Origin of the sequence: Sphingobium sp. SCG-1 (genome assembly GCF_002953135.1) — a bacterium.
Lineage (GTDB): Bacteria > Pseudomonadota > Alphaproteobacteria > Sphingomonadales > Sphingomonadaceae > Sphingobium.
The window spans coordinates 1665028-1683057 of sequence record NZ_CP026372.1 but is presented as its reverse complement, the minus strand read 5'-3'; the positions used below and the strand labels follow the sequence as shown (position 1 = coordinate 1683057).

Here is an 18030-nt window from a genome sequence, read left to right as displayed (position 1 = left end):
ATAACCCTTGCAATTGTGGCCCCTACCCACGCTCTGCCCGGACCGCTTTTGGCGATCTGGTAAAACGGATCGCGCGCAAGCGCAGGCCCGCATTCCCGGCGTAGTTCGCGGGCCTGATAGCGTCGAAACATCGCTTTTGCCAACAGCAATTTCAAAGGGGATGACACATTGTCCCGCAGTGCAGTATCGGGCGCTCATGCGTATTGCTCTTTACCAACCCGAGATTGCCGGAAACGTCGGCGCGATCCTCCGGCTTTCGGCATGTTTCGCCGTTCCGGTGGATATCATCATGCCTTGCGGCTTTGCATTTTCCGACGCCAAGCTGAAAAGGGCCGCAATGGACTATGGGCAGGCCGCCGACGTGACAAAGCATGCAAGCTTTGCCGAATTCGCGACGGCGTGCCGACAGGAAGGCCGCCGCATCATGCTGATGTCCAGCCACGCCGCAACCCGGTTGCCGCAAGTCACATTTCAGGCCGACGACGTGCTGCTTATGGGATCGGAAAGCGCAGGCGTACCCGATGACGTGCGGGACAGCGTGGACGCGCGCATCCGGATTCCGATGGCGCCGGGATTTCGATCCTTGAACATTGCAGTATCCACGGGCATCGCGCTCAGCGAAGCCTTGCGGCAAACAGGACAATATCCGGAATGATCGAGACGGCAGCCTTGGCATTGGATGCACAGCAGCAACGCGCACGCGACTGGTTCGAATCCCTGCGCGACCGGATTTGCGCCGAGTTCGAGGCGATCGAGCGCGAGGCGGGCAGCGATGCCAGCTTCACCTACACGGCATGGAATCGCGAGGCTGAAGGTCTTGCCCCCGGTGAAGGCGGCGGCGGCGTGCGCGGCGTCATGAAGGGCAAGGTGTTCGAGAAGGTGGGCGTCAACGTCTCGACAGTCGGCGGCGCATTCTCGCCCGAGTTCGCCAGGTCGATCCACGGCGCCGGAGACGACCCCTCCTTCTTCGCCACCGGCATCAGCCTGGTCGCGCATATGGCGAACCCGCATGTGCCCGCGGTGCATATGAACACGCGCTTCCTGGTTACGACGAAGCGCTGGTTCGGCGGCGGCGCAGACCTTAACCCCCCGATTCCCTATGCAGAAGATACCGCAGCGTTCCATCGGACTTTCCAGAACGCCTGCGATGCGCATGATCCCGCCCTGTATCCCGCCTTCAAGAAATGGGCGGACGACTATTTCTACATCCCCCATCGCGGCGTGCATCGGGGCGTGGGCGGCATTTTCTACGATCATCGCGATGGCGATTTCGAAGCCGATTTTGCGCTGACGCAGTCGGTGGGAGACGCCTTCCTCGCGGCCTATCCGCCTATCGTCCGCAAGCGGATGCACATGCCCTTCACGCCGGCCGAGGAGGAGCAGATGCTCGAATGGCGCGGGCGTTATGCCGAGTTCAATCTCGTCCATGATCGCGGAACGCTCTTCGGTCTCAAGACCGGCGGCAACATCGATGCGATATTGATGAGCTTGCCGCCCCGCGCCAACTGGAGCTGACATGGCGTTGCAGCCAGTCGATCCGCGCCAGGTAGCGGCGGTCGTCACGCATCTGGAAATGCGCGCAAAGCCGAAGCTGACCGCCATGTCGCCTTCGCCTCTGCGGCTGGTCCGATGGAAGACGCCCGCCCTGGAGAAATATCGCACGCTGTTCCGCCGCGTCGGAGAGCCGTGGCTCTGGTTCTCGCGCCTCGTGCTACCGGACGAAGCGGTGGAAGCCGTAATCCACGATCCTGCTGTGGAGATCTATGCAGTGTGCGATCCGCCGGGCATAGAAATCGGCCTGCTGGAACTAGACTTCCGGACCGCACCCGATTGCGAACTCGCCTTTTTCGGGCTGGTGCCGCAACTTACCGGACAGGGCAATGGCCGCTGGCTGATGGCGCAGGCCAATATGCTGGCCTGGCGCAGGGGCGTCGAGCGGTTCTGGGTGCATACCTGTACGCTCGATCATCCCTCGGCGCTCAATTTCTACATCAAGTCCGGGTTCGTGCCCTTTGGCCGTGCGGTGGAGACGTTCGACGACCCGCGGCATTTCGGCGTCCTGCCCCGCGACGCCGCGCCGCATGTTCCGCTACTTGCTCAGGCGGTGCCCTCAAGCTGACGGTAGATCCGCGCCGTCATCACCATGACATAGACCTGGATGACGGCGGATAGGGCAGCCGTCGCCAGTCCCGCGACCAGCACTGCGATATCGGGGCCGCCGACCAGCCCACCGATAACGCCGAACACCGATTGGGTTGCAGTCTGCACTATAGTGACCAGAAAGACTAAAACGATGATGAACCCAGCAAGCCGCCAAAATTGGCCGCGCGTCAGCGCCCAACTTTGGCGAACGGCGTCGAGCGGCGTCACCGGACGATCAATCACTACGGCATTCAGCAAAAAAAGGCGCACGCCGACAAAGCCTAGCGCGGCGAAGACCACGACCGTCAGGAGAGCGGTGACCGCCGCCATGCCTACAACGATGCTGATCAGCCCCGCCAAGACAGTCAGCACGATAACGACAGCTCCGCCTCCCATCGTGACGAGCAATCCCGCCCCGATCAACACGGGTAAACGTTGCAACCCAAGTTTCATGGCCTCGCCAACGCTGATCCCCGGACGCACGGCGAGCGCATAGATGGCAAGAACGCCGATGACACTGATTGCAACCATGAGGGCGAAGCCTAGCCAGAAGCCGGGGGGAATAGCCTGAAATGCCAATATTGCAGTTTTGCGGTCTCCCATCTGCCTCAGGCAATCCGTTACTGAGGCAGGTATTAGCTGCTGAAATATTACCGGAGGCAGCGCGAGAAACACGAAAGCGACCGGAAACAGCAGCCCGCCTTCGCGCTTGATGAACACGACCGTTTCTTCCCACGCCCTGCCGATCGAAAGAGGCTTCATTGTCCCGCTACTTCCCTTTGAGGTAAGGGCAACCCTTGATCGCGGCGCAATGGCAAGTCAAGAAAGGCGCATGGATCATTCCGAGACAACACAGGACACTGTCGAATGGCGGCGCAGCGATGCGCCTGTTCCCTACCCAGAGGCGCTGGCCGACATGGAGGAACGTGCCGCAGCCGTCGCAGCCGGCAATGCGCCCGAGCGCATCTGGTTGCTGGAGCATCCGCCGCTCTACACGGCCGGGACCAGCGCTGATGTCGCGGAACTGCTCGACCCGCGCTTCCCGGTCTATGACGCCGGACGCGGCGGACGCTACACCTATCATGGGCCGGGGCAGCGCGTCGGCTATCTGACGCTGGACCTTGGCAAGCGGGGCAAGGACATCCGCAATTTCGTCCATAATCTCGAAGGCTGGGTGATCGACACGCTGGGCGACTTAGGTGTCGAAGCGCGCCGGGCAGAGGGCCGCATCGGCATCTGGACCGACGACCGAGACGGGCACGAAGCGAAGATCGGCGCGATCGGCGTGCGCGTTCGGAAGTGGGTCACGATCCATGGCTTTTCCGTCAATGTCGATCCGGACCTGTCCCATTTTAGCGGCATCGTGCCATGTGGCATCGCGGAATTTCCTGTCACCAGCCTCGCCGCCCTAGGCAGGCATGTGCCGCTATCCGACTTCGACTCCGCGCTTCAAGCACGCTCCGGCGCATTCCTTGCTCGCCTTGGGCGATGCGGACGGTAAGCTTACTTGCCCGTAAACCCACGAGCTTGACGAAGCCTAACCGCCCGTTAAGGTCACGCACAAAGCATAGCCCTCCGGGAGCACAGGATGAAGTCATTGCCGAACGCGCGACGCACCATAATGTTTACGGCCATGGCGCTGTCGCTCGCGTCCTGCGGAGGCAAAAGCAGCGAAAGCACGAACAGCGTCGCGATGAAGGATCTTGAAGTCGTCGATGGCACCGCTTCGGATGCCATGACCGATCTGGACGGGGTAAAATCGGAAGGCACGGCGATGACGCCTTCCAACGACAGTGGCGCGGCGTCTGCGCCCAAGTCCAAGGCTGGCGCGAACGCAGCCGAACCGGCAGGAAACGCCGCCGACACTGAAGTCATAGCGGACCAGTAAAGCTTTTCCGCTCCATTCGTCGCGTTCTTGCACAGGGACGCTGACAGCCTGCCATCATTGCGATAGTGCAGGCGAAAAGCCGCCGATAATCAAGGATTAGTGAAGAGTGATGCGTCCCTCCATCCGCCCTGCCCTGCTCGCCACAGCATTATTCTGTGCCGTCGCCGCCCAGCCTGCACAGGCGCAATTCTTCTGGTCGCCGCCGGACCTGTCCACGCCGCCTGTCACTGGCGCTGAGCCGAGCCTGGGGCTGAACCTGCCCGATGCGACGCCTGATGAACTGAACGCGGGCCTCGTCTGGAACCTGCGCGCGGCGTTGAACGTCGCGGCGCTACAGTGCGATTTCGAGCCGACGTTGCTGACGGTGTCCAATTACAACGCCATGATCGCGCATCATAACAAGGAGTTGCAGACAGCCTTCGACACCCTCGGCAAATATTTCCAGCGTACGGCTGGCAAGGGCAAGCCCGGCCAGCAGGCGCTCGATCAATATGGCACGCGCATCTATTCCGGCTATTCGACGGTGCAGGCGCAGCGCAATTTCTGCCAGACGGCGGGTTCCATCGGACGCGATGCGATCTTTGCCAATCGCGGCGCGCTGATCGACCTTGCCCGCAGGCGCATGGGCGAACTCAAGAAGTCGCTGGTCCTGACCGGCGAGCGCTACTTTGGCACGCCGGGGTCCAGCTATACGGCCGCTATTCCACCGCTTAACGACGAGTGCTGGAAGAAGGGCAAGTTGCTCACCAGTTGTAAGGCGCGCTGGGATGCAGAGGCCGCCAAGAAGCCGGCCGGCTGACGGTCCTTAGCGCAGGCCCAATGTCTTGTGCGTCTGGAGCGTGAGCCGCCATTGCGGCCGCTCCATGACGAACGCGATCGCGTCTTCGACATTCTGGACGCCACGAATGTCGTCCATCGGCTGGATCAGCCAGTGCGCAAATGACCAGCGCTCCATGGCTTCGTAATCGCTCCCCGGTTGCGGCCATACCAGCTTCAATTCATTGCCTGATGTCTGCACGACCTCACTTCCCGCCTTCGGGCTGACGCAGACCCAGTCGATGCCGGGATGCACGGGCAGCGTGCCGTTGGTTTCGATCGCAATCTCGAACCCGGCGGAGTGCAGCGCATCGACCAGCGCATCATCCACCTGAAGCATCGGCTCACCCCCCGTCAGGACGATGTACCGGCCCGCCATGCCCGTGCCCCAGAAGCCCGCCACCGCCGCCACGACCTGGGCAGCATCGGCGAACTTGCCGCCGCCCAAGCCGTCCGTGCCGACGAAATCGGTATCGCAAAAGTGGCAGACGGCCGTCGCGCGGTCGACTTCCCGCCCCGACCACAGGTTGCAGCCCGCGAAACGCAGGAACACCGCGCGTCGCCCGGCCTGCATCCCCTCCCCCTGCAAGGTGAGGAACATTTCCTTGACCGCATAGCTCATCGGATCACGGCTTTACGGCGTAGCGGGTCGGATCGGGCAGGCCCGCCTCTTCGAAGCCCTTGGCGCGCAGGCGGCAGCTATCGCACGATCCGCAATGCAAACCATCGGGCGTGGGATCGTAGCAGGACCAGCTCATCCCCGCGTCCAACCCGAGACGGTCGGCTTCGCGGACGATATCGGCCTTGCTCATATGTTGGAGCGGCGCGTTGATCCGCACGGGCTTGCCCTCCACCCCGGCCTTGGTGGCGAGGGCGGCCATTGCCTGAAACGCCTCGATGAATTCGGGGCGGCAGTCGGGGTAACCCGAATAATCGAGCGCATTGACGCCGATATAGATGTCCTGCGCGCCCGTGACTTCGGCAAAGCCCAGCGTCAGCGAGAGGAAAATCGTGTTGCGCGCAGGCACATAGGTCACCGGGATATCCGCGCCGACGCCGCCTTTCGGAACCGCGATATCGGCAGTGAGCGCCGATCCGCCGAACGCTGAGAGGTCCAGCGGCAGAACGATGTGCGACATGACATTCAGGGCGCTGGCGACCCGCGTCGCTGCCTGCAACTCGACTCGATGGCGCTGATTATAGTCGATGGTCAGCGCGAAGAGCCGGTGCCCCGCCTCGCGCGCCAGGCCGCCTGCGACCATGGAATCCAGCCCGCCGGACAGCAAGATGACGGCGAAGCTGTTAGATTGATGTGACATGCCCGTCCGCTACTCCCGCGAGCCACGCCGCGCAAGACCGGCGCCGCGCTGTGCCGTCAGCGGCAGATGCCGACGTGCCGGCCTTCGATGGCTGCGGCAAATGGCGCGCCATCGGCAATGCCCTGCGACTGGAGCTGGAACAGGCGCGGGGTCTCGATGCGAATGTCCGTCCGTTCATTGCCCGCTGCGCCGCAATCGTTGGTGACCGACACCTGCCGCTCCGAGTCCGTCACGACGAAGCGTGCGCATTGGTGCCGCACCTGACGCAACTGCAATAGCTGGCGCCTGTCGCCCAGGCACAAACGCCGCTCGCGCCCCGTTTCCCGATCTTTCAGCACCCATTGACCCGATTCGAGAGCGGCAAGTTCCTTAGGCGGAGACGCGACCGGCAAAGGATGCCCTGCCCCGCTCAAGGCCACGCACATAACCGCACCGGCTATCGCCACGCGTAAAAACGAGCAGATCATTATACCTAAATCCCACTGGCGCGTGCCTTTCGGCGTACCGCGCTCCGTCACCCCTTGCAGTCTTTCCCTTCGCACAGGATTGTGGCGACTTGATAGCCACCGCTCCACGATCCTGCCGCAATCGTAACGATGTTTAGTTAGCGAAGCTGACCAGTGCGATCGGGAATATCCGCGAACAGAAAGCGCAATCGACGTTGATCTGCCCCTCTTCGTCCGCCATGTCCGCGCGCTCGCTTGCCGGAAAGCGGGAGATCACGTCGCGGATATGCTCGAAATTGCATCGGCATCCCTTGGCGATCTTCGCCGGGTCCGTCACGCGCACTTCCTCTTCCTCGTGGAACAGGCGCCACACGATGTCCGACAAAGGCAGGCTGTCGTCTGTCAGTTCCTCGTCCTTCAGCGTTTCGGCCAAAGCCTGCACATGCTCCCATTCGGGATGGTTATGGCGGACATGCAAGCGCTCGCGCCCCACTTCCCCCTCCGGCATATGCTGCAGGAGCACTCCTGCGGCGAGGCATTTGCCGTTCGCATCGTGCCGCGTGCCGATCTGCACGAAGCTCGGGATCTGTTCGGATTGCGAGAAATAATGCTCCGCCGCCTTGCCGAGCGACTCGCCCTCCAGCGGGACGATACCCTGATAGCGCGACGCGCCGCCATTTTCCGCAGGTGCGGCCTGATCGAAGGTGATCGCAAGATAACCCTTGCCGAACAGCCCGAACAGCGTGGGATCGGTGCCAAGCTCGGCCAGCCGGTCCGCATCGAACTGCACATAGCCGCGCACGGCCCCGGCCTGATAGTCGGCTACCAGCAAGCTGACGACGCCCGCCTCTGTCTGCGCCTGAAGGGTCAATTGCCCGTCGACATGCTTCAACGTCGACCCGAGCAACGCCGCAATGACCAGCGCCTGCGCCAGCAGCCGCTCGATCGGTGGCGGATAGGCATGCGCGGCCAGCACTTCGTCCAGCACCGGCCCCAGCCGCACGAGGCGGCCCCGGACATGGCGCGATGGTATGCTGAAGCCGATGGCCTGGTCGAGATCGATGGAAGTAGGCAAATCAAAGTCCTGTCATCGTCGTCCCGCGAAGTGGAACGACGCGCTTTGTAGCGAACCGGAAATATAGGAACGCCCTACAGCTTTCCAAGCGCCCAGAGCAGCACGGACTTCTGCGCGTGCAGACGGTTCTCCGCCTCGTCCCAGATCAGCGATTGCGGCCCGTCGATCACCTCATCGGTCACTTCCTCGCCGCGATGGGCGGGCAGGCAGTGCAGGAACTTCGCGTTCGGCTTCGCCTGCGCCATCAGCGCGGCATCGACCTGATAGGGCATCATCGCGGCGAGCTTGTTGTGGGCATGCTCCTGCCCCATCGATATCCAGGTGTCGGTGACGATGATATCTGCCCCGCGCGCGACTTCATTGGCATCGCGCGACAGGCTGATTTTTGCACCCCGCCCTGTCGCTTCCTCGGCGAAGCGCGGGTCGGGTTCATAGCCCTGCGGCACGCCGATGCGCACGTTGAACTTCATCAGGCCCGCCGCTTCGATAATCGAGTGCAGCACGTTATTGCCATCGCCCAGCCACGCCCATTCGCTGCCCGGCAACGCCACGCCATGCTCGATCACCGTCAGCAGGTCCGCCATGATCTGGCAGGGATGCGACATATCGGTGAGGCCGTTGATGACGGGAACGGTAGCATGATGCGCCATTTCCTCGATCTTGGCATGATCGTCGGTGCGGATCATGATCGCGTCGCACATCCGCGAGAGGACGCGCGCCGTATCGGCGACTGATTCACCGCGTCCCAACTGGGTCGATCCGCCGTCCAAGACGATGCTCGTGCCGCCAAGCTGACGAACCGCCATGTCGAAGGACACGCGCGTCCGGGTAGAGTTTTTCTCGAATATCATCGCCAGGGTGTACCCGGCGAGCGGTGCGTCGGCATCGACCTTGCCCTTCGGCCAGCCTATGCGCGCAGCCTTCCGGTCGATCGCGTCGTTAATCATCGCGGCAACGGCGTCGCCGCCCGCATCGGACAGGTTCAGGAAATGTCTGGTCATAGTCGCCAATCCTCTTGGCATCCCCCATCGTTCCGTTCGAGCCTGTCGAGAACTAGTGTAGGAACCTAAGTTCTCGACAGGCGCTTCTCGACTTCGCTCGAAGCTGCTCGAAACGAACGGATTGAGCGAATGATTAGGCCGCTTGCGGCACCTTGAAGCTCCGTGCACCTGCGGACAGGCGTTCGACACATTCGCTGATGTGGCTTTCCTCGATCACCAGCGGCGGCAGGATACGGATTACGTTCTGCCCTGCGGACACCGTCAGCAGCCCGTGATTGTCGCGCAGATGGGCGACGAAGCTGCGCGCTTCCGCTGTGTCTTTGAGCTTCAGGCCCAGCATCAACCCCACGCCGCGCACGCTGTCGAACAGCGTGTCGTGGTTCGGGATCATCTGCTCCAGAGCCGAGCGCAGGCGGTTGCCCATGGCTTGCACCTGCTCAAGGAAACCCGGCTCCATAACCACGTCCATCACCGCGCTGCCCGCCGCCATCGCCAGCGGATTGCCGCCATAGGTAGATCCGTGCGTACCGGCCACCATGCCCTTCGCCGCCTCTTCGGTGGCAAGGCATGCGCCGAGCGGGAAGCCGCCGCCGATGCCCTTAGCGACCGCCATGATGTCGGGCGTCAGGCCATATTGCTCATGCGTGAAGAAGGTGCCGGTGCGGCCATAACCGCACTGCACCTCGTCGAGGATCAGCAGCAAGCCATGCTCATCGCACAGCGCGCGCAGGCCGGTCAGGAACTCAGGGGTAGCGGCAGTGACACCGCCCTCGCCCTGGATCGGCTCCAGCAGGAAACCGGCAGTGCTGTCGTCGATCCGCGCCTTGGCTGCCTCCAGATCGTTGAACGGCACCACGTCGAAACCGGGCAACAATGGTTCGAACCCGTCGCGCATCTTGGGCTGGCTGGTCGCGCTGATCGTGCCCAGCGTCCGCCCGTGGAAGGCATTGTCGAAGCTGATGATCTTGTGCTTGTGCGGATTGCCGTTGGCATAGTGATAGCGGCGCGCAGTCTTGATCGCGCACTCAACCGCTTCCGCGCCCGAGTTGGTGAAGAACACCGTGTCCGCAAACGTCGTATCGACCAGCCGCTGCGCGAAAGCCTCACCCTGCGGACTGCCATAAAGGTTCGACACATGCATCAGTGTCGCAGCCTGATCGGCGACCGCCTTGGTCAGGACGGGATGGGCATGACCCAGCAGATTGACAGCAATGCCGCTCGCGAAATCCAGATAGCGCTCGCCGCGTTCGCCGATGAGGTAGCATCCTTCCCCTCGGACCGGCCGTACATCGCACCGGGGGTAAACGGGCATGAGCGGCGTAATCGACATGAGCGTCCCTTTCAGTTTACGTGTACTTCACGAGGGCGGGTGATCGTTGGCAAAAGCGCCGGAAAGCAAAAAGGCGGCCCCCGCCGGGCCGCCCTGTTGCGAGGAACGCCTATACAGCCACGCGAAGCGGAGCGTCAACACCGCTCATGACGCGCCGCCGCCAACGATTCGGGGTCTGGACCGACAGTGCAGGAGCCGGGTATCGCGTCCTGATGACAATGCCTGAGTCCCCTGAGTTGGCGGTGATAAGCCACGACAGTTTCACGGCAGGGATCGCCGTCATCGCTGCGCAGATCCGCGCCGACGATTGGAAACCGGATTACCTGGTCGCCATTGGTCGTGGCGGTCTGGTTCCCGGCGCGTACCTCAGCCACGCCAGCGGCCACAAGCTGCTCTCGGTGGACCTCAGCACGGAAGAATTCGGCTTCTCCGGCGCGCTTCTGCATGAACTCGCCGAAAAGACGCAGGCGGGCCAGCGCCTGTTGATCGTCGACGACATCAACGATTCCGGTTCGACCATCCTCTATCTACGGGATGCCATAATGCAGGCGGGAGGGCGATTGGAGAATATCCGCATTGCCGTGCTGCTTAACAACATCCGGTCGGCGGCAAGCGTCGACTATGCAGCGGAATCCATTGATCGCGCTATCGACAAGCGCTGGTTCGTTTTTCCATGGGAAGCGATGGCGCCCGAAGCATCGATCATCGCCGATGCAGAGGCTGTTCCCGGCAGGCTGGCCTGATTAGCCGATCTGCTCCCATGCGTCGGCGATTTCCGCGACCATGGCCCGCGCCTGCTCGATTGGCTCGATTGTGCGCTCACGCACGCCTTCCAGCAGAAGCTTGCGCGAGGCGCGATAGATCTGCGCCAGCGAAACCGCGATCTCGCCACCACGATCGAAGTCGAGGCTCGATTCCAGCGCATGCAGGATGGACGCGGCGCGCGCCTGCTTGTCCGAAGCCTTGGCAGCGTCATCTTGGCGTTGCGCCAGGATCGCAGCGTCGAAAGCAAAGATCAACTCATCGAACAGGATTTTGACGAGGCCATGCGGCGTCGCGCCTTCGATCCGGCTGCCTGCGTGAATGGCGGCATAGGCGCGGCTGGCGCTGTTGGCCCGTGCGGTTGCGCCGATGCCTGCATATCCCTGGCTGTTGAACATGAGTCTGGTCCCTTGAATAAGATTATTGTGAAGTTGAGGCGGTTTCGTAGAGGTCAGCTATTGCTGCCGGTCCAAACCTTGATCTGCTGGTCGAGATAGCTCTGCGTCGCCTTCAGCGCGGCAAGCTTGGTATCCATCGCCGAATAGACGGCCGAGAGACGTTCCTCGTAATTTTCCATATCGGCATTCAGCTTCTCAAGCTGCTCGGCATAGGCTTTCTTAAGGTTGTCATATTTCGCAGACGAATTCTTAAGAGCGCCGTCGGTGCCGAGCAGCGCATCGCTGACCTTCGTAACGGCACCGGCAAGGCCCGGATTGGTGTCGCTGGTGACGGTCGGGTTCAGCATCTGCGTCACGGCGGCAGGATTGGCGGCAATAGCGGCGTCGAGTTGGGCGGTGTCCACCTTCAGCGTACCGTCGCGATTGGTGCCGACGCCAAGGTCGCCCAGCGTGCGGTACGGACCCGATGTCGCCAGAACCGACGAGCTGAGGCGCGAAAGCTGCCGGACCATGTCGCGCACGCCGGAGTCGCCGATCAGCGGACCCGATGACGACGCATCGTCGCCCACGGCCGTGGCGGTGTTCAGCGCCGTGCGCAGCGTGTTGTAAGCGGAGACGAACTCCGTCACCAGATCGCGCATCGTGGTCGTCGGCTCGGTGCTGGCTACGGTGACGCTGGTGCCCGGCGCGGCCTTGTTAAGGTCGATGCGGATATAGGGGATCGCGGTGTCGACGGTGTTGCTGCTGTTGCGCATTTCCACGCCATCGACGTTGATGATGCTGTCGAGCGCCGTCGACTTCTGCGTCATGGTGCTGGCGGTGCCGGTGGTGGCGAAGCGTTGCAGATCGGCATCCGCCGTGCCCGGTGCGATGGAGAAGCCGTTGGCCGCGCCAGTCTGGCCTTTCAGAACCAGACGCGCGCCGCGATTGTCGGTCACGACCGAAGCGCCGACGCCCGATCCCGAGGCGTTGATGGCCGCTGCAAGGCCCTCCAGCGTGTTGTTGGAGGACGTTATTTCGATTGCGTAGTCCTTGCCGCCTGCTGTCAGCGTCAGCTTACCCATACCCACGGCCGTCGTCTTGGCCGCAAGGAAGCCCGACTCGTTGGTCTGGCTGGCGGCAAGCTGTTCGACTTCGATCTGCGCGGGCAGGCCCTTAGGCACACCGCCGGGGAGCAGGCTGACGCCGACGATCGTGGGGTCGTTGGAGGCGGGCTGGCCCGAAAAGCCGGTGCCATCGACGAGATCCGTCAGCGACTTGGCGAAATTGGTGAGTGCGCTGGATGCGGAGGCGAGGCCCGAAATCCGCGCGTTGTTCAGTGCAACCTTGGTGTTGATCGCCGCTTCTTTGGGACCACGCACCGCCGCCGTCAGGTCCGACACGATTTGTGCCGAGTTGATCCCCGATCCTACTCCCAGGGAAGTGGCGATGCTGTTGCTGATCGAAGACATGACGTGCGATCCTTTCAAGGAGAAAGAACGGCAGATCGCCGAAGATCTTTAGGGACTTTTTTCGCCGCACAGAGCGCGACGGAGGCGTCGGAAATCAGGCGACCTGCGAGAGGATCTGATCGACGGTGCCCGGCTGCACATGCGCCTGAGAGGCATGCGCCAGTGCGGCATTGGCCACGAGCGACTGTGCAATGCGCGCTGCCTGCTCCAGCATATCCTTGCTGGCGGGAAGCGGCACGATCACGATGGGCGTCGGCACCAGCGCCTGAAGCGCGGCATTCGCGCTTTCGGCTGCCTGCGCGCTATTTCCGGCTGCGCGGATGGACGCCAATATGTCCGCGACCTGCGCCTGCGTTCGCGCAGTTTCCGCCGCGCTTGCCAATTGGTCTTCGGTGCCGGTCGCGATGTCCGCGCCTTCGGTCAGTTCATCGGCGGGAACGGATGCGGCATCGGCACGCTGTCCTGCATCGACGGTGGAACGCACGGGCGCAACCGGCAGGATCGGGCGCGGCGCCACTCGATCTACTGGCGATATCTCGCTGATCTGCACATAGTCGTTCATAACGCATCATCCTAATGCGTCCCCGTGAAGATAATACGGACGAACGAGGCTAAACTTTAATTCACCTTTTTGTGCCGCCCGGAAGCTGGCCTTCGGCATCGAATTTCAGCGCGTCGGGCACGGTGATGAAGGGCCGGTCCATCTCGCTCGCCATCTTGTTCTCGACCCGGAAGACGAAGGCCAGCACGGTCGCGACGGCCATATACAGCGCCTCGTCTACGATCTGCCCGGCGCGAGAGGTGAAGTAGATGGCGCGGGCGAGTTCGGGATATTGCAGCACCGGCACCTTGTTCGTGTCGGCCAGTTCGCGGATAGCGGCCGCAATCTCGTCACTTCCCCGCGCGACCACGACCGGCGCGGAATCCTTGCCGGGATGATAGCGCAGCGCCACGGCGAAATGCGTTGGGTTGGTGATGATGACATTGGCTTCGGCAACCGCCTTGCGCGCCGATCCGCTCAGCATCTGAAACTGCCGCTGGCGGATCTGCCCTTTCATCTCGGGCGAACCTTCGCTTTCCTTATGCTCGTCCTTTACTTCCTGCTTGGTCATGGCGAGCCGTTTGCCGCGCTGGAAAATCTGCGCGGGCACGTCGATCCCGGCGACGATCATCAGCGCGCCCGCCATCGCAATGCAGGCGAAGATGAAGATGCGACCCAGTTCCATCAGCGCAGGTTCAAGCCCCGCCGTGCCAAGGCCGACGATCGCCTCCATCCGGCCCCATATGAGCCAGAAGCCGACCGCGCCCATAAGCGCCACCTTGGCCAGCGACTTCAATAACTCCATCAAACCCTGTGGGCCGAAGATGCGCTTGAGGCCACTCATCGGATTGAGCTTGGATGCCTTGGGCGAAAATGCGCCTGCGCGGAAGCCGAGCGATCCCAGAATCGCGGGTGCAGCGATTGCCGCGACCACGGTTGCCAACAGGATCGCCGCGACCGGGAAGGCGATGGTTTGCAACAGCGCATAACCACGCTCCGCCGGCGAGAAATCGACCAGATCCGCGCGGTCGAACCGCAGGCCACGGCGCAACATATCACCCATTGCAGAGAAGAGCATCGGCCCGGTCACCGCCATGCAGCCGACGCCCGCCATCACGACCAGCGCCGTGCCTAATTCCCTCGACTGGAGGATATCGCCATTCTTGGCGGCTTCCCGCAGCTTCTTGGCTGTCGGCTTCTCGGTTTTCTCGCCGCCGCCGGTAGGGTTCTGCGCCATCGCCTAGTGCCCCGTCGCGATCGCTTCGGCCTGCTCAAGGCCCGCGCGCAAGGAAGCGCTGATCCCCTGCCCCATGATCGGTGCCGCCATCGCCATCAGCACAAGGCCGAAGAGCAGCGTCACCGGCAAGCCCACCGAGAACAGATTGAGCGACGGCGCGGACCGCGCCAGCATCCCCATGATAAGCTGCACCAGCACCAGCGCGAAACCGACCGGCAACGCCACAGTCAGCCCCGCGCCCAACAGCGTACCGCCGAACATCACGAGATTATAGGCCGCCTCCCCCGACAGCATGGGGCCGCCCGGCGGCAACGCCTGATAGCTTTGCACGACATAGCTCACCAGCATCAGGTGCCCGTCCATCGACAGCAGGATGAAGGTCGCAAGGATCGAGAGATATTGCCCGACGGCCTGCGTCGATTGCCCCGACAGCGGATCGACCATCGCGGCAAAGCCCAGGCCCATCGTATTGCCGATCGTCTCTCCCGCGACGAACGCCGCCGCATAGCCGATCTGGAGAGCGAACCCCATGGCGAGCCCGGCCAGCACCTCGCCGACGACCATCGAAATGCCCGCGAACGTCGCGATGCCGCCCGCGGGCAGCGTGATCGTAACAGTATTCACGGCCGCAATGCCGAGCGCGAGGCTCAATATGAGACGCAATTGTACCGGGACCGCGTTCGCGCCGAAGATAGGCGCAGCGATGAACGCCGCGCCGGGCCGGATCATCGCGATCAGCCAGATCCAGAGCTGCGCCTCGACCCCGATGAAGCCCGGTGCGATCACTTGAGGACGTCCGGAATACGTTCGAATATCTCGCGCGTGAAATCCGCGATCAGCAGCAGGATCGATCCGCCGAACAGCGCCAGCGTCGCCGCGACGATGATGAGCTTGGGCACGAAACTGACGGTCTGTTCATTGATCGAAGTCGCCGCCTGGATCATGCCGATGATGACGCCACCGATCAGCGCGGGCAGCAAAATCGGACCAGCGGCCAGCGCCGTGATCCATAATGCCTGCTGCGCGAGGCCCATGAAGAAGTCGGTGTTATCCATGGGTAGATCCGTCCTGCCCATTGCCCCTCAGCCGTTCGGTTCGAGCAGCTTCGAGCGAAGTCGAGAAGCGCTCGTCGAGAACTGAGGTTCCGAGAACAGTTCTCGACAGGCTCGAACCGAACGGATGGGGGTGGATCAGGTTCACCTTCAACATCACGTCGCAAACGATCCCGCAAGCGACCCCATCGTCAGTGCCCATCCGTCTACAAGAACGAACAGCAACAGCTTGAATGGCATGGATATGATAGTCGGCGATAGCATCATCATGCCCAACGCCATCAACGTCGACGCCACTACCAGATCGATGATCAGGAACGGCAGAAAGATCATGAACCCGATCTGGAACGCCGTCTTCAACTCGCTCGTCACGAATGCGGGCAGCAGGATCGTGAACGGCACATCCGCGACCGTGCGGAACGGCGGCGCTTCGGCGAGGCCGGAAAACAGCTTCAAGTCGCTCTCCCGCGTCTGCTTCGCCATGAAGTTATGCAGCACCTTGCCACCACGCCCGACGGCTTCCTCGATGGAAATCTGGCCGTTGCCGTATGGGGTGTATGCCTGCGCGCTGATCTGGTCGATCGCGGGCCGCATCACGAAGAGCGAGAGGAACAGCGCAAGGCCGACCAGCACCTGGTTGGGCGGCGTCTGCTGCAACCCCAGCGCCTGCCGCAGCAGCGACAGCACGATGATGATCCGGGTAAAGCTCGTCATCATCAGAACCAGCGACGGCAATACCGTCAGCAGGCTCATCAGGATAAGGATTTGCAGCGAAAGCGAGAGCGGGCGACCATCGCCCGAAACCTGGTTCATGGCGCGCGACAACGCGCCCGATGCCGCCGCAGGACCGGCAGGCGGCGCGGCCGCAGGCGCGGCTTGGGCGAAGGCGGGGTCGATAAGCAGAAAGGCCGCGCACAAAGCCACGGCCAGGATCAGGAACCACTTCAACGCGGTAGATGCGGGAAATCGAATGCCCTTAGCGAACACGCCCGAAGCCCCCGGCGATCTCCGCTGCCGAAGCGCCTGCCAAGCTCTTAGGCACCGCCTTGCCCTCGGCCAGTTTCTCGATGCGGCTTCGTGTGATAGCAATCAGCAACCGCTGCCCGTCGAACTCCACGATCGCAAGCTTGCCGAACGTACCCATTGGCATCGCCTCGACGATCTTCAGCGCCCGCTCGCCCTGCCCGCCGATCATGCCGGGCTGAAACCTCTTCCAAAGCCACAAGGCTCCGAATGCCATGCCGCCGACCAATGGCACCATGATCAGAAGCCTGATGATATAATCCAGCATGTATGTCCCCGCGCCCGATAGTACACCGGCCCGCGATCAGCCGCGTCGTTCGACGCCGGCCATCCGCGTTTCGGTGTTGGCGACTTCGACGATCCGGATGCCATAACGCCCGTTCACCGTCACCACTTCGCCTTTGGCGATCAGCGCACCATTAACCATAATGTCAAGCAATTCATCGGCCTGCCGGTCTAATTCGACAATGCTGCCTTCAGCGAGGTCCATGACTTCGGCGAGCTTCAGCGACGTGGAACCCACCTCGACGGAGAGGCGCACGGGGATGTCGGCCAGCAGGCGGAACTGCCGGTTGTCGGCATAGCGCGCGCCAAATGCGGCGACTGCGCCATCGATGCGGGGGGCTTCGCTCATGTCACTCATTGCATTGGTCCTTAATTCATCTTTTCGATCATGAACGCCACACGCCCGTCCTGCTCGCCGATGGAGCCCTGGGCAATGATGCGGTCGCCCACGATGAGCGGGAGATTCCGGTTGATATGTACGGGAATGACGTCACCCGGCTGAAGCGCGATCAGCTCGGTCAGCGAGAGGCTGGGGCGCGCCAGCACGGTGCGGGCAGGCAGGCGGATGTTGGACATCTGCCGCTCGATGCGTGTCTGCCACACGGGGTCGGTGACGATATTCTCATCATGCACCTTCGATCCGGTCAGCGCCTCCACGGCGCGCAAGGCGGCCAGCGGGAAGACGATGTCGATCGGCCATTGCTCGTTGCGGATCAGGCTGACGGTGAAACGCTGCACGACCATCTGGTCGGTCGCGGGCATGGCAGCGGCAAAGCCGACGCCGACCTCGCGCGTGGCCAGCGCAATGTCGAGCGGCATGACGTCCTGCCAGCAGGACGCGAGTTGCTCGACGATCTGCTGCGAGAGGCGCGTGATGAGCCGGTCTTCGGTGGGCGTAAATTCGGCACGCGCTGGCATTGTGCGGTTGCCGATGCCGCCATAGAAGCAATCCACCAGCGTGGAGATCATGCCCGCGTCTAGCCGCAGCAACATGTTCCCTTTCAGCGGCAGTGCACGATAAATGCCGATGCTGGAGGAACTGGGTACGTCCTGCGACCATAGCGCGAAGTCGACGACGGACACAGGCTGCATCTGGACATCAGGGCGTGATCCGACAAGGGGTTCCATGACTGCCCGCAATCGCCGGCAGAGCTTGTCGCCCAGCCGGTCGAGGCCCGACAGCATTACGGGCGCCTGGGCATCGCCCTTGCCGAATGCGAAAGATTGTACGTCGTCCATTAATTGTCAGTCCCCGGTCAACACC

At 62.5% G+C, this 18030-nt stretch carries 24 protein-coding genes; 7 read left to right on the top strand and 17 right to left on the bottom strand.

Annotation, left to right across the window (positions count from 1 at the left end; translation table 11 throughout):
- Nucleotides 1–196: 196 nt before the first annotated feature.
- From C1T17_RS07625 to C1T17_RS07615, 3 genes are read left to right on the top strand one after another with little or no spacing between them, the layout of a single operon-like run.
- On the top strand, nucleotides 197–655 hold the full coding sequence (locus C1T17_RS07625; protein WP_104952934.1) for a tRNA (cytidine(34)-2'-O)-methyltransferase: 459 nt from the start codon (nucleotides 197–199) through the stop codon (nucleotides 653–655).
- Nucleotides 652–1515, top strand: coding sequence for an oxygen-dependent coproporphyrinogen oxidase (gene hemF, locus C1T17_RS07620; protein WP_104952933.1), 864 nt, complete (start codon nucleotides 652–654; stop codon nucleotides 1513–1515). The genes C1T17_RS07625 and hemF overlap by 4 nt, the downstream gene beginning before the upstream one ends.
- Before the next feature lies 1 nt (nucleotide 1516).
- Nucleotides 1517–2119, top strand: a complete 603-nt coding sequence (locus C1T17_RS07615) for a GNAT family N-acetyltransferase (RefSeq protein WP_104952932.1) — start codon at nucleotides 1517–1519, stop codon at nucleotides 2117–2119.
- Here C1T17_RS07615 and C1T17_RS07610 read toward each other — a convergent pair.
- Nucleotides 2098–2904: a hypothetical protein gene (locus C1T17_RS07610; RefSeq protein WP_104952931.1), complete on the bottom strand. Its 807-nt coding sequence runs from the start codon at nucleotides 2902–2904 to the stop codon at nucleotides 2098–2100. The genes C1T17_RS07615 and C1T17_RS07610 overlap by 22 nt on opposite strands.
- A gap of 70 nt (nucleotides 2905–2974) precedes the next feature.
- Between C1T17_RS07610 and lipB the strand changes: the two genes are divergently transcribed.
- The 3 genes from lipB to C1T17_RS07595 all read left to right on the top strand — a co-directional run bounded on the left by lipB (nucleotide 2975) and on the right by C1T17_RS07595 (nucleotide 4829).
- Nucleotides 2975–3643 (top strand): lipoyl(octanoyl) transferase LipB, encoded by a 669-nt coding sequence (gene lipB / locus C1T17_RS07605; RefSeq protein WP_104952930.1) that lies wholly within the window; start codon nucleotides 2975–2977, stop codon nucleotides 3641–3643.
- Nucleotides 3644–3730: 87 nt separating this feature from the next.
- Nucleotides 3731–4030 (top strand): hypothetical protein, encoded by a 300-nt coding sequence (locus C1T17_RS07600; RefSeq protein ID WP_189338539.1) that lies wholly within the window; start codon nucleotides 3731–3733, stop codon nucleotides 4028–4030.
- 109 nt (nucleotides 4031–4139) lie between these two features.
- Nucleotides 4140–4829, top strand: a complete 690-nt coding sequence (locus C1T17_RS07595) for a hypothetical protein (RefSeq protein ID WP_104952929.1) — start codon at nucleotides 4140–4142, stop codon at nucleotides 4827–4829.
- 6 nt (nucleotides 4830–4835) lie between these two features.
- Here the strand turns inward: C1T17_RS07595 and queE are convergent, their stop codons facing one another.
- The 6 genes from queE to C1T17_RS07565 form a co-directional block, all read right to left on the bottom strand.
- Nucleotides 4836–5468 (bottom strand): 7-carboxy-7-deazaguanine synthase, encoded by a 633-nt coding sequence (gene queE / locus C1T17_RS07590; RefSeq protein ID WP_104952928.1) that lies wholly within the window; start codon nucleotides 5466–5468, stop codon nucleotides 4836–4838.
- Between the two features lie 4 nt (nucleotides 5469–5472).
- A complete protein-coding gene (queC, locus tag C1T17_RS07585) occupies nucleotides 5473–6165 on the bottom strand; it encodes a 7-cyano-7-deazaguanine synthase QueC (RefSeq protein ID WP_104952927.1) in 693 nt (230 codons plus the stop codon).
- Between the two features lie 56 nt (nucleotides 6166–6221).
- On the bottom strand, nucleotides 6222–6683 hold the full coding sequence (locus C1T17_RS07580) for a hypothetical protein (protein WP_223262852.1): 462 nt from the start codon (nucleotides 6681–6683) through the stop codon (nucleotides 6222–6224).
- An 82-nt stretch (nucleotides 6684–6765) separates the two neighbouring features.
- Nucleotides 6766–7686: an Hsp33 family molecular chaperone HslO gene (locus C1T17_RS07575; protein ID WP_104952925.1), complete on the bottom strand. Its 921-nt coding sequence runs from the start codon at nucleotides 7684–7686 to the stop codon at nucleotides 6766–6768.
- A 74-nt stretch (nucleotides 7687–7760) separates the two neighbouring features.
- Complete coding sequence (gene argF, locus C1T17_RS07570) at nucleotides 7761–8687, bottom strand: ornithine carbamoyltransferase (protein WP_104952924.1); 927 nt, start codon at nucleotides 8685–8687, stop codon at nucleotides 7761–7763.
- 133 nt (nucleotides 8688–8820) lie between these two features.
- The gene (locus tag C1T17_RS07565; RefSeq protein ID WP_104952923.1) at nucleotides 8821–10017 is read right to left on the bottom strand and encodes an aspartate aminotransferase family protein; all 1197 of its coding nucleotides are present in this window, start codon (nucleotides 10015–10017) and stop codon (nucleotides 8821–8823) included.
- Nucleotides 10018–10163: 146 nt separating this feature from the next.
- Here C1T17_RS07565 and C1T17_RS07560 point away from each other — a divergent pair, with 146 nt between their 5' ends.
- Nucleotides 10164–10760: a phosphoribosyltransferase gene (locus C1T17_RS07560; RefSeq protein ID WP_223262851.1), complete on the top strand. Its 597-nt coding sequence runs from the start codon at nucleotides 10164–10166 to the stop codon at nucleotides 10758–10760.
- Here the strand turns inward: C1T17_RS07560 and fliS are convergent, their stop codons facing one another.
- From fliS to C1T17_RS07510, 10 genes are all read right to left on the bottom strand, one after another.
- Nucleotides 10761–11177, bottom strand: a complete 417-nt coding sequence (fliS, locus tag C1T17_RS07555) for a flagellar export chaperone FliS (RefSeq protein WP_104952922.1) — start codon at nucleotides 11175–11177, stop codon at nucleotides 10761–10763.
- Nucleotides 11178–11230: 53 nt separating this feature from the next.
- Nucleotides 11231–12628, bottom strand: a complete 1398-nt coding sequence (gene fliD / locus C1T17_RS07550) for a flagellar filament capping protein FliD (RefSeq protein ID WP_104952921.1) — start codon at nucleotides 12626–12628, stop codon at nucleotides 11231–11233.
- A gap of 94 nt (nucleotides 12629–12722) precedes the next feature.
- Nucleotides 12723–13190 carry a hypothetical protein gene (locus tag C1T17_RS07545; protein WP_104952920.1) on the bottom strand — a complete coding sequence of 156 codons (468 nt, stop codon included), beginning with the start codon at nucleotides 13188–13190 and terminating at the stop codon, nucleotides 12723–12725.
- Nucleotides 13191–13251: 61 nt separating this feature from the next.
- Complete coding sequence (gene flhB, locus C1T17_RS07540; protein ID WP_104952919.1) at nucleotides 13252–14406, bottom strand: flagellar type III secretion system protein FlhB; 1155 nt, start codon at nucleotides 14404–14406, stop codon at nucleotides 13252–13254.
- A gap of 3 nt (nucleotides 14407–14409) precedes the next feature.
- Nucleotides 14410–15192 (bottom strand): flagellar biosynthetic protein FliR, encoded by a 783-nt coding sequence (gene fliR / locus C1T17_RS07535; RefSeq protein WP_104952918.1) that lies wholly within the window; start codon nucleotides 15190–15192, stop codon nucleotides 14410–14412.
- A complete protein-coding gene (gene fliQ / locus C1T17_RS07530; protein WP_104952917.1) occupies nucleotides 15189–15461 on the bottom strand; it encodes a flagellar biosynthesis protein FliQ in 273 nt (90 codons plus the stop codon). The genes fliR and fliQ overlap by 4 nt, the downstream gene beginning before the upstream one ends.
- Before the next feature lie 153 nt (nucleotides 15462–15614).
- A complete protein-coding gene (gene fliP, locus C1T17_RS07525; RefSeq protein WP_104955070.1) occupies nucleotides 15615–16406 on the bottom strand; it encodes a flagellar type III secretion system pore protein FliP in 792 nt (263 codons plus the stop codon).
- A 28-nt stretch (nucleotides 16407–16434) separates the two neighbouring features.
- Entirely contained in the window at nucleotides 16435–16749 is a 315-nt protein-coding gene (locus C1T17_RS07520; protein ID WP_104952916.1) for a FliO/MopB family protein, read from the bottom strand.
- A 36-nt stretch (nucleotides 16750–16785) separates the two neighbouring features.
- Nucleotides 16786–17124, bottom strand: a complete 339-nt coding sequence (gene fliN / locus C1T17_RS07515; protein WP_104952915.1) for a flagellar motor switch protein FliN — start codon at nucleotides 17122–17124, stop codon at nucleotides 16786–16788.
- An 11-nt stretch (nucleotides 17125–17135) separates the two neighbouring features.
- Nucleotides 17136–18005, bottom strand: a complete 870-nt coding sequence (locus C1T17_RS07510; protein WP_104952914.1) for a flagellar motor switch protein FliM — start codon at nucleotides 18003–18005, stop codon at nucleotides 17136–17138.
- Nucleotides 18006–18030: the final 25 nt, after the last annotated feature.

Coding starts and splice junctions, on each gene's coding strand:
- C1T17_RS07625 (WP_104952934.1), top strand. CDS start 197: ATGCGTATTGCTCTTTACCAACCCGAGATTGCCGGAAACGTCGGCGCG.
- hemF (WP_104952933.1), top strand. CDS start 652: ATGATCGAGACGGCAGCCTTGGCATTGGATGCACAGCAGCAACGCGCA.
- C1T17_RS07615 (WP_104952932.1), top strand. CDS start 1,517: ATGGCGTTGCAGCCAGTCGATCCGCGCCAGGTAGCGGCGGTCGTCACG.
- C1T17_RS07610 (WP_104952931.1), bottom strand. CDS start 2,904: ATGAAGCCTCTTTCGATCGGCAGGGCGTGGGAAGAAACGGTCGTGTTC.
- lipB (WP_104952930.1), top strand. CDS start 2,975: ATGGATCATTCCGAGACAACACAGGACACTGTCGAATGGCGGCGCAGC.
- C1T17_RS07600 (WP_189338539.1), top strand. CDS start 3,731: ATGAAGTCATTGCCGAACGCGCGACGCACCATAATGTTTACGGCCATG.
- C1T17_RS07595 (WP_104952929.1), top strand. CDS start 4,140: ATGCGTCCCTCCATCCGCCCTGCCCTGCTCGCCACAGCATTATTCTGT.
- queE (WP_104952928.1), bottom strand. CDS start 5,468: ATGAGCTATGCGGTCAAGGAAATGTTCCTCACCTTGCAGGGGGAGGGG.
- queC (WP_104952927.1), bottom strand. CDS start 6,165: ATGTCACATCAATCTAACAGCTTCGCCGTCATCTTGCTGTCCGGCGGG.
- argF (WP_104952924.1), bottom strand. CDS start 8,687: ATGACCAGACATTTCCTGAACCTGTCCGATGCGGGCGGCGACGCCGTT.
- C1T17_RS07565 (WP_104952923.1), bottom strand. CDS start 10,017: ATGTCGATTACGCCGCTCATGCCCGTTTACCCCCGGTGCGATGTACGG.
- C1T17_RS07560 (WP_223262851.1), top strand. CDS start 10,164: ATGACGCGCCGCCGCCAACGATTCGGGGTCTGGACCGACAGTGCAGGA.
- fliS (WP_104952922.1), bottom strand. CDS start 11,177: ATGTTCAACAGCCAGGGATATGCAGGCATCGGCGCAACCGCACGGGCC.
- fliD (WP_104952921.1), bottom strand. CDS start 12,628: ATGTCTTCGATCAGCAACAGCATCGCCACTTCCCTGGGAGTAGGATCG.
- C1T17_RS07545 (WP_104952920.1), bottom strand. CDS start 13,190: ATGAACGACTATGTGCAGATCAGCGAGATATCGCCAGTAGATCGAGTG.
- flhB (WP_104952919.1), bottom strand. CDS start 14,406: ATGGCGCAGAACCCTACCGGCGGCGGCGAGAAAACCGAGAAGCCGACA.
- fliQ (WP_104952917.1), bottom strand. CDS start 15,461: ATGGATAACACCGACTTCTTCATGGGCCTCGCGCAGCAGGCATTATGG.
- C1T17_RS07520 (WP_104952916.1), bottom strand. CDS start 16,749: ATGCTGGATTATATCATCAGGCTTCTGATCATGGTGCCATTGGTCGGC.
- fliN (WP_104952915.1), bottom strand. CDS start 17,124: ATGAGTGACATGAGCGAAGCCCCCCGCATCGATGGCGCAGTCGCCGCA.
- C1T17_RS07510 (WP_104952914.1), bottom strand. CDS start 18,005: ATGGACGACGTACAATCTTTCGCATTCGGCAAGGGCGATGCCCAGGCG.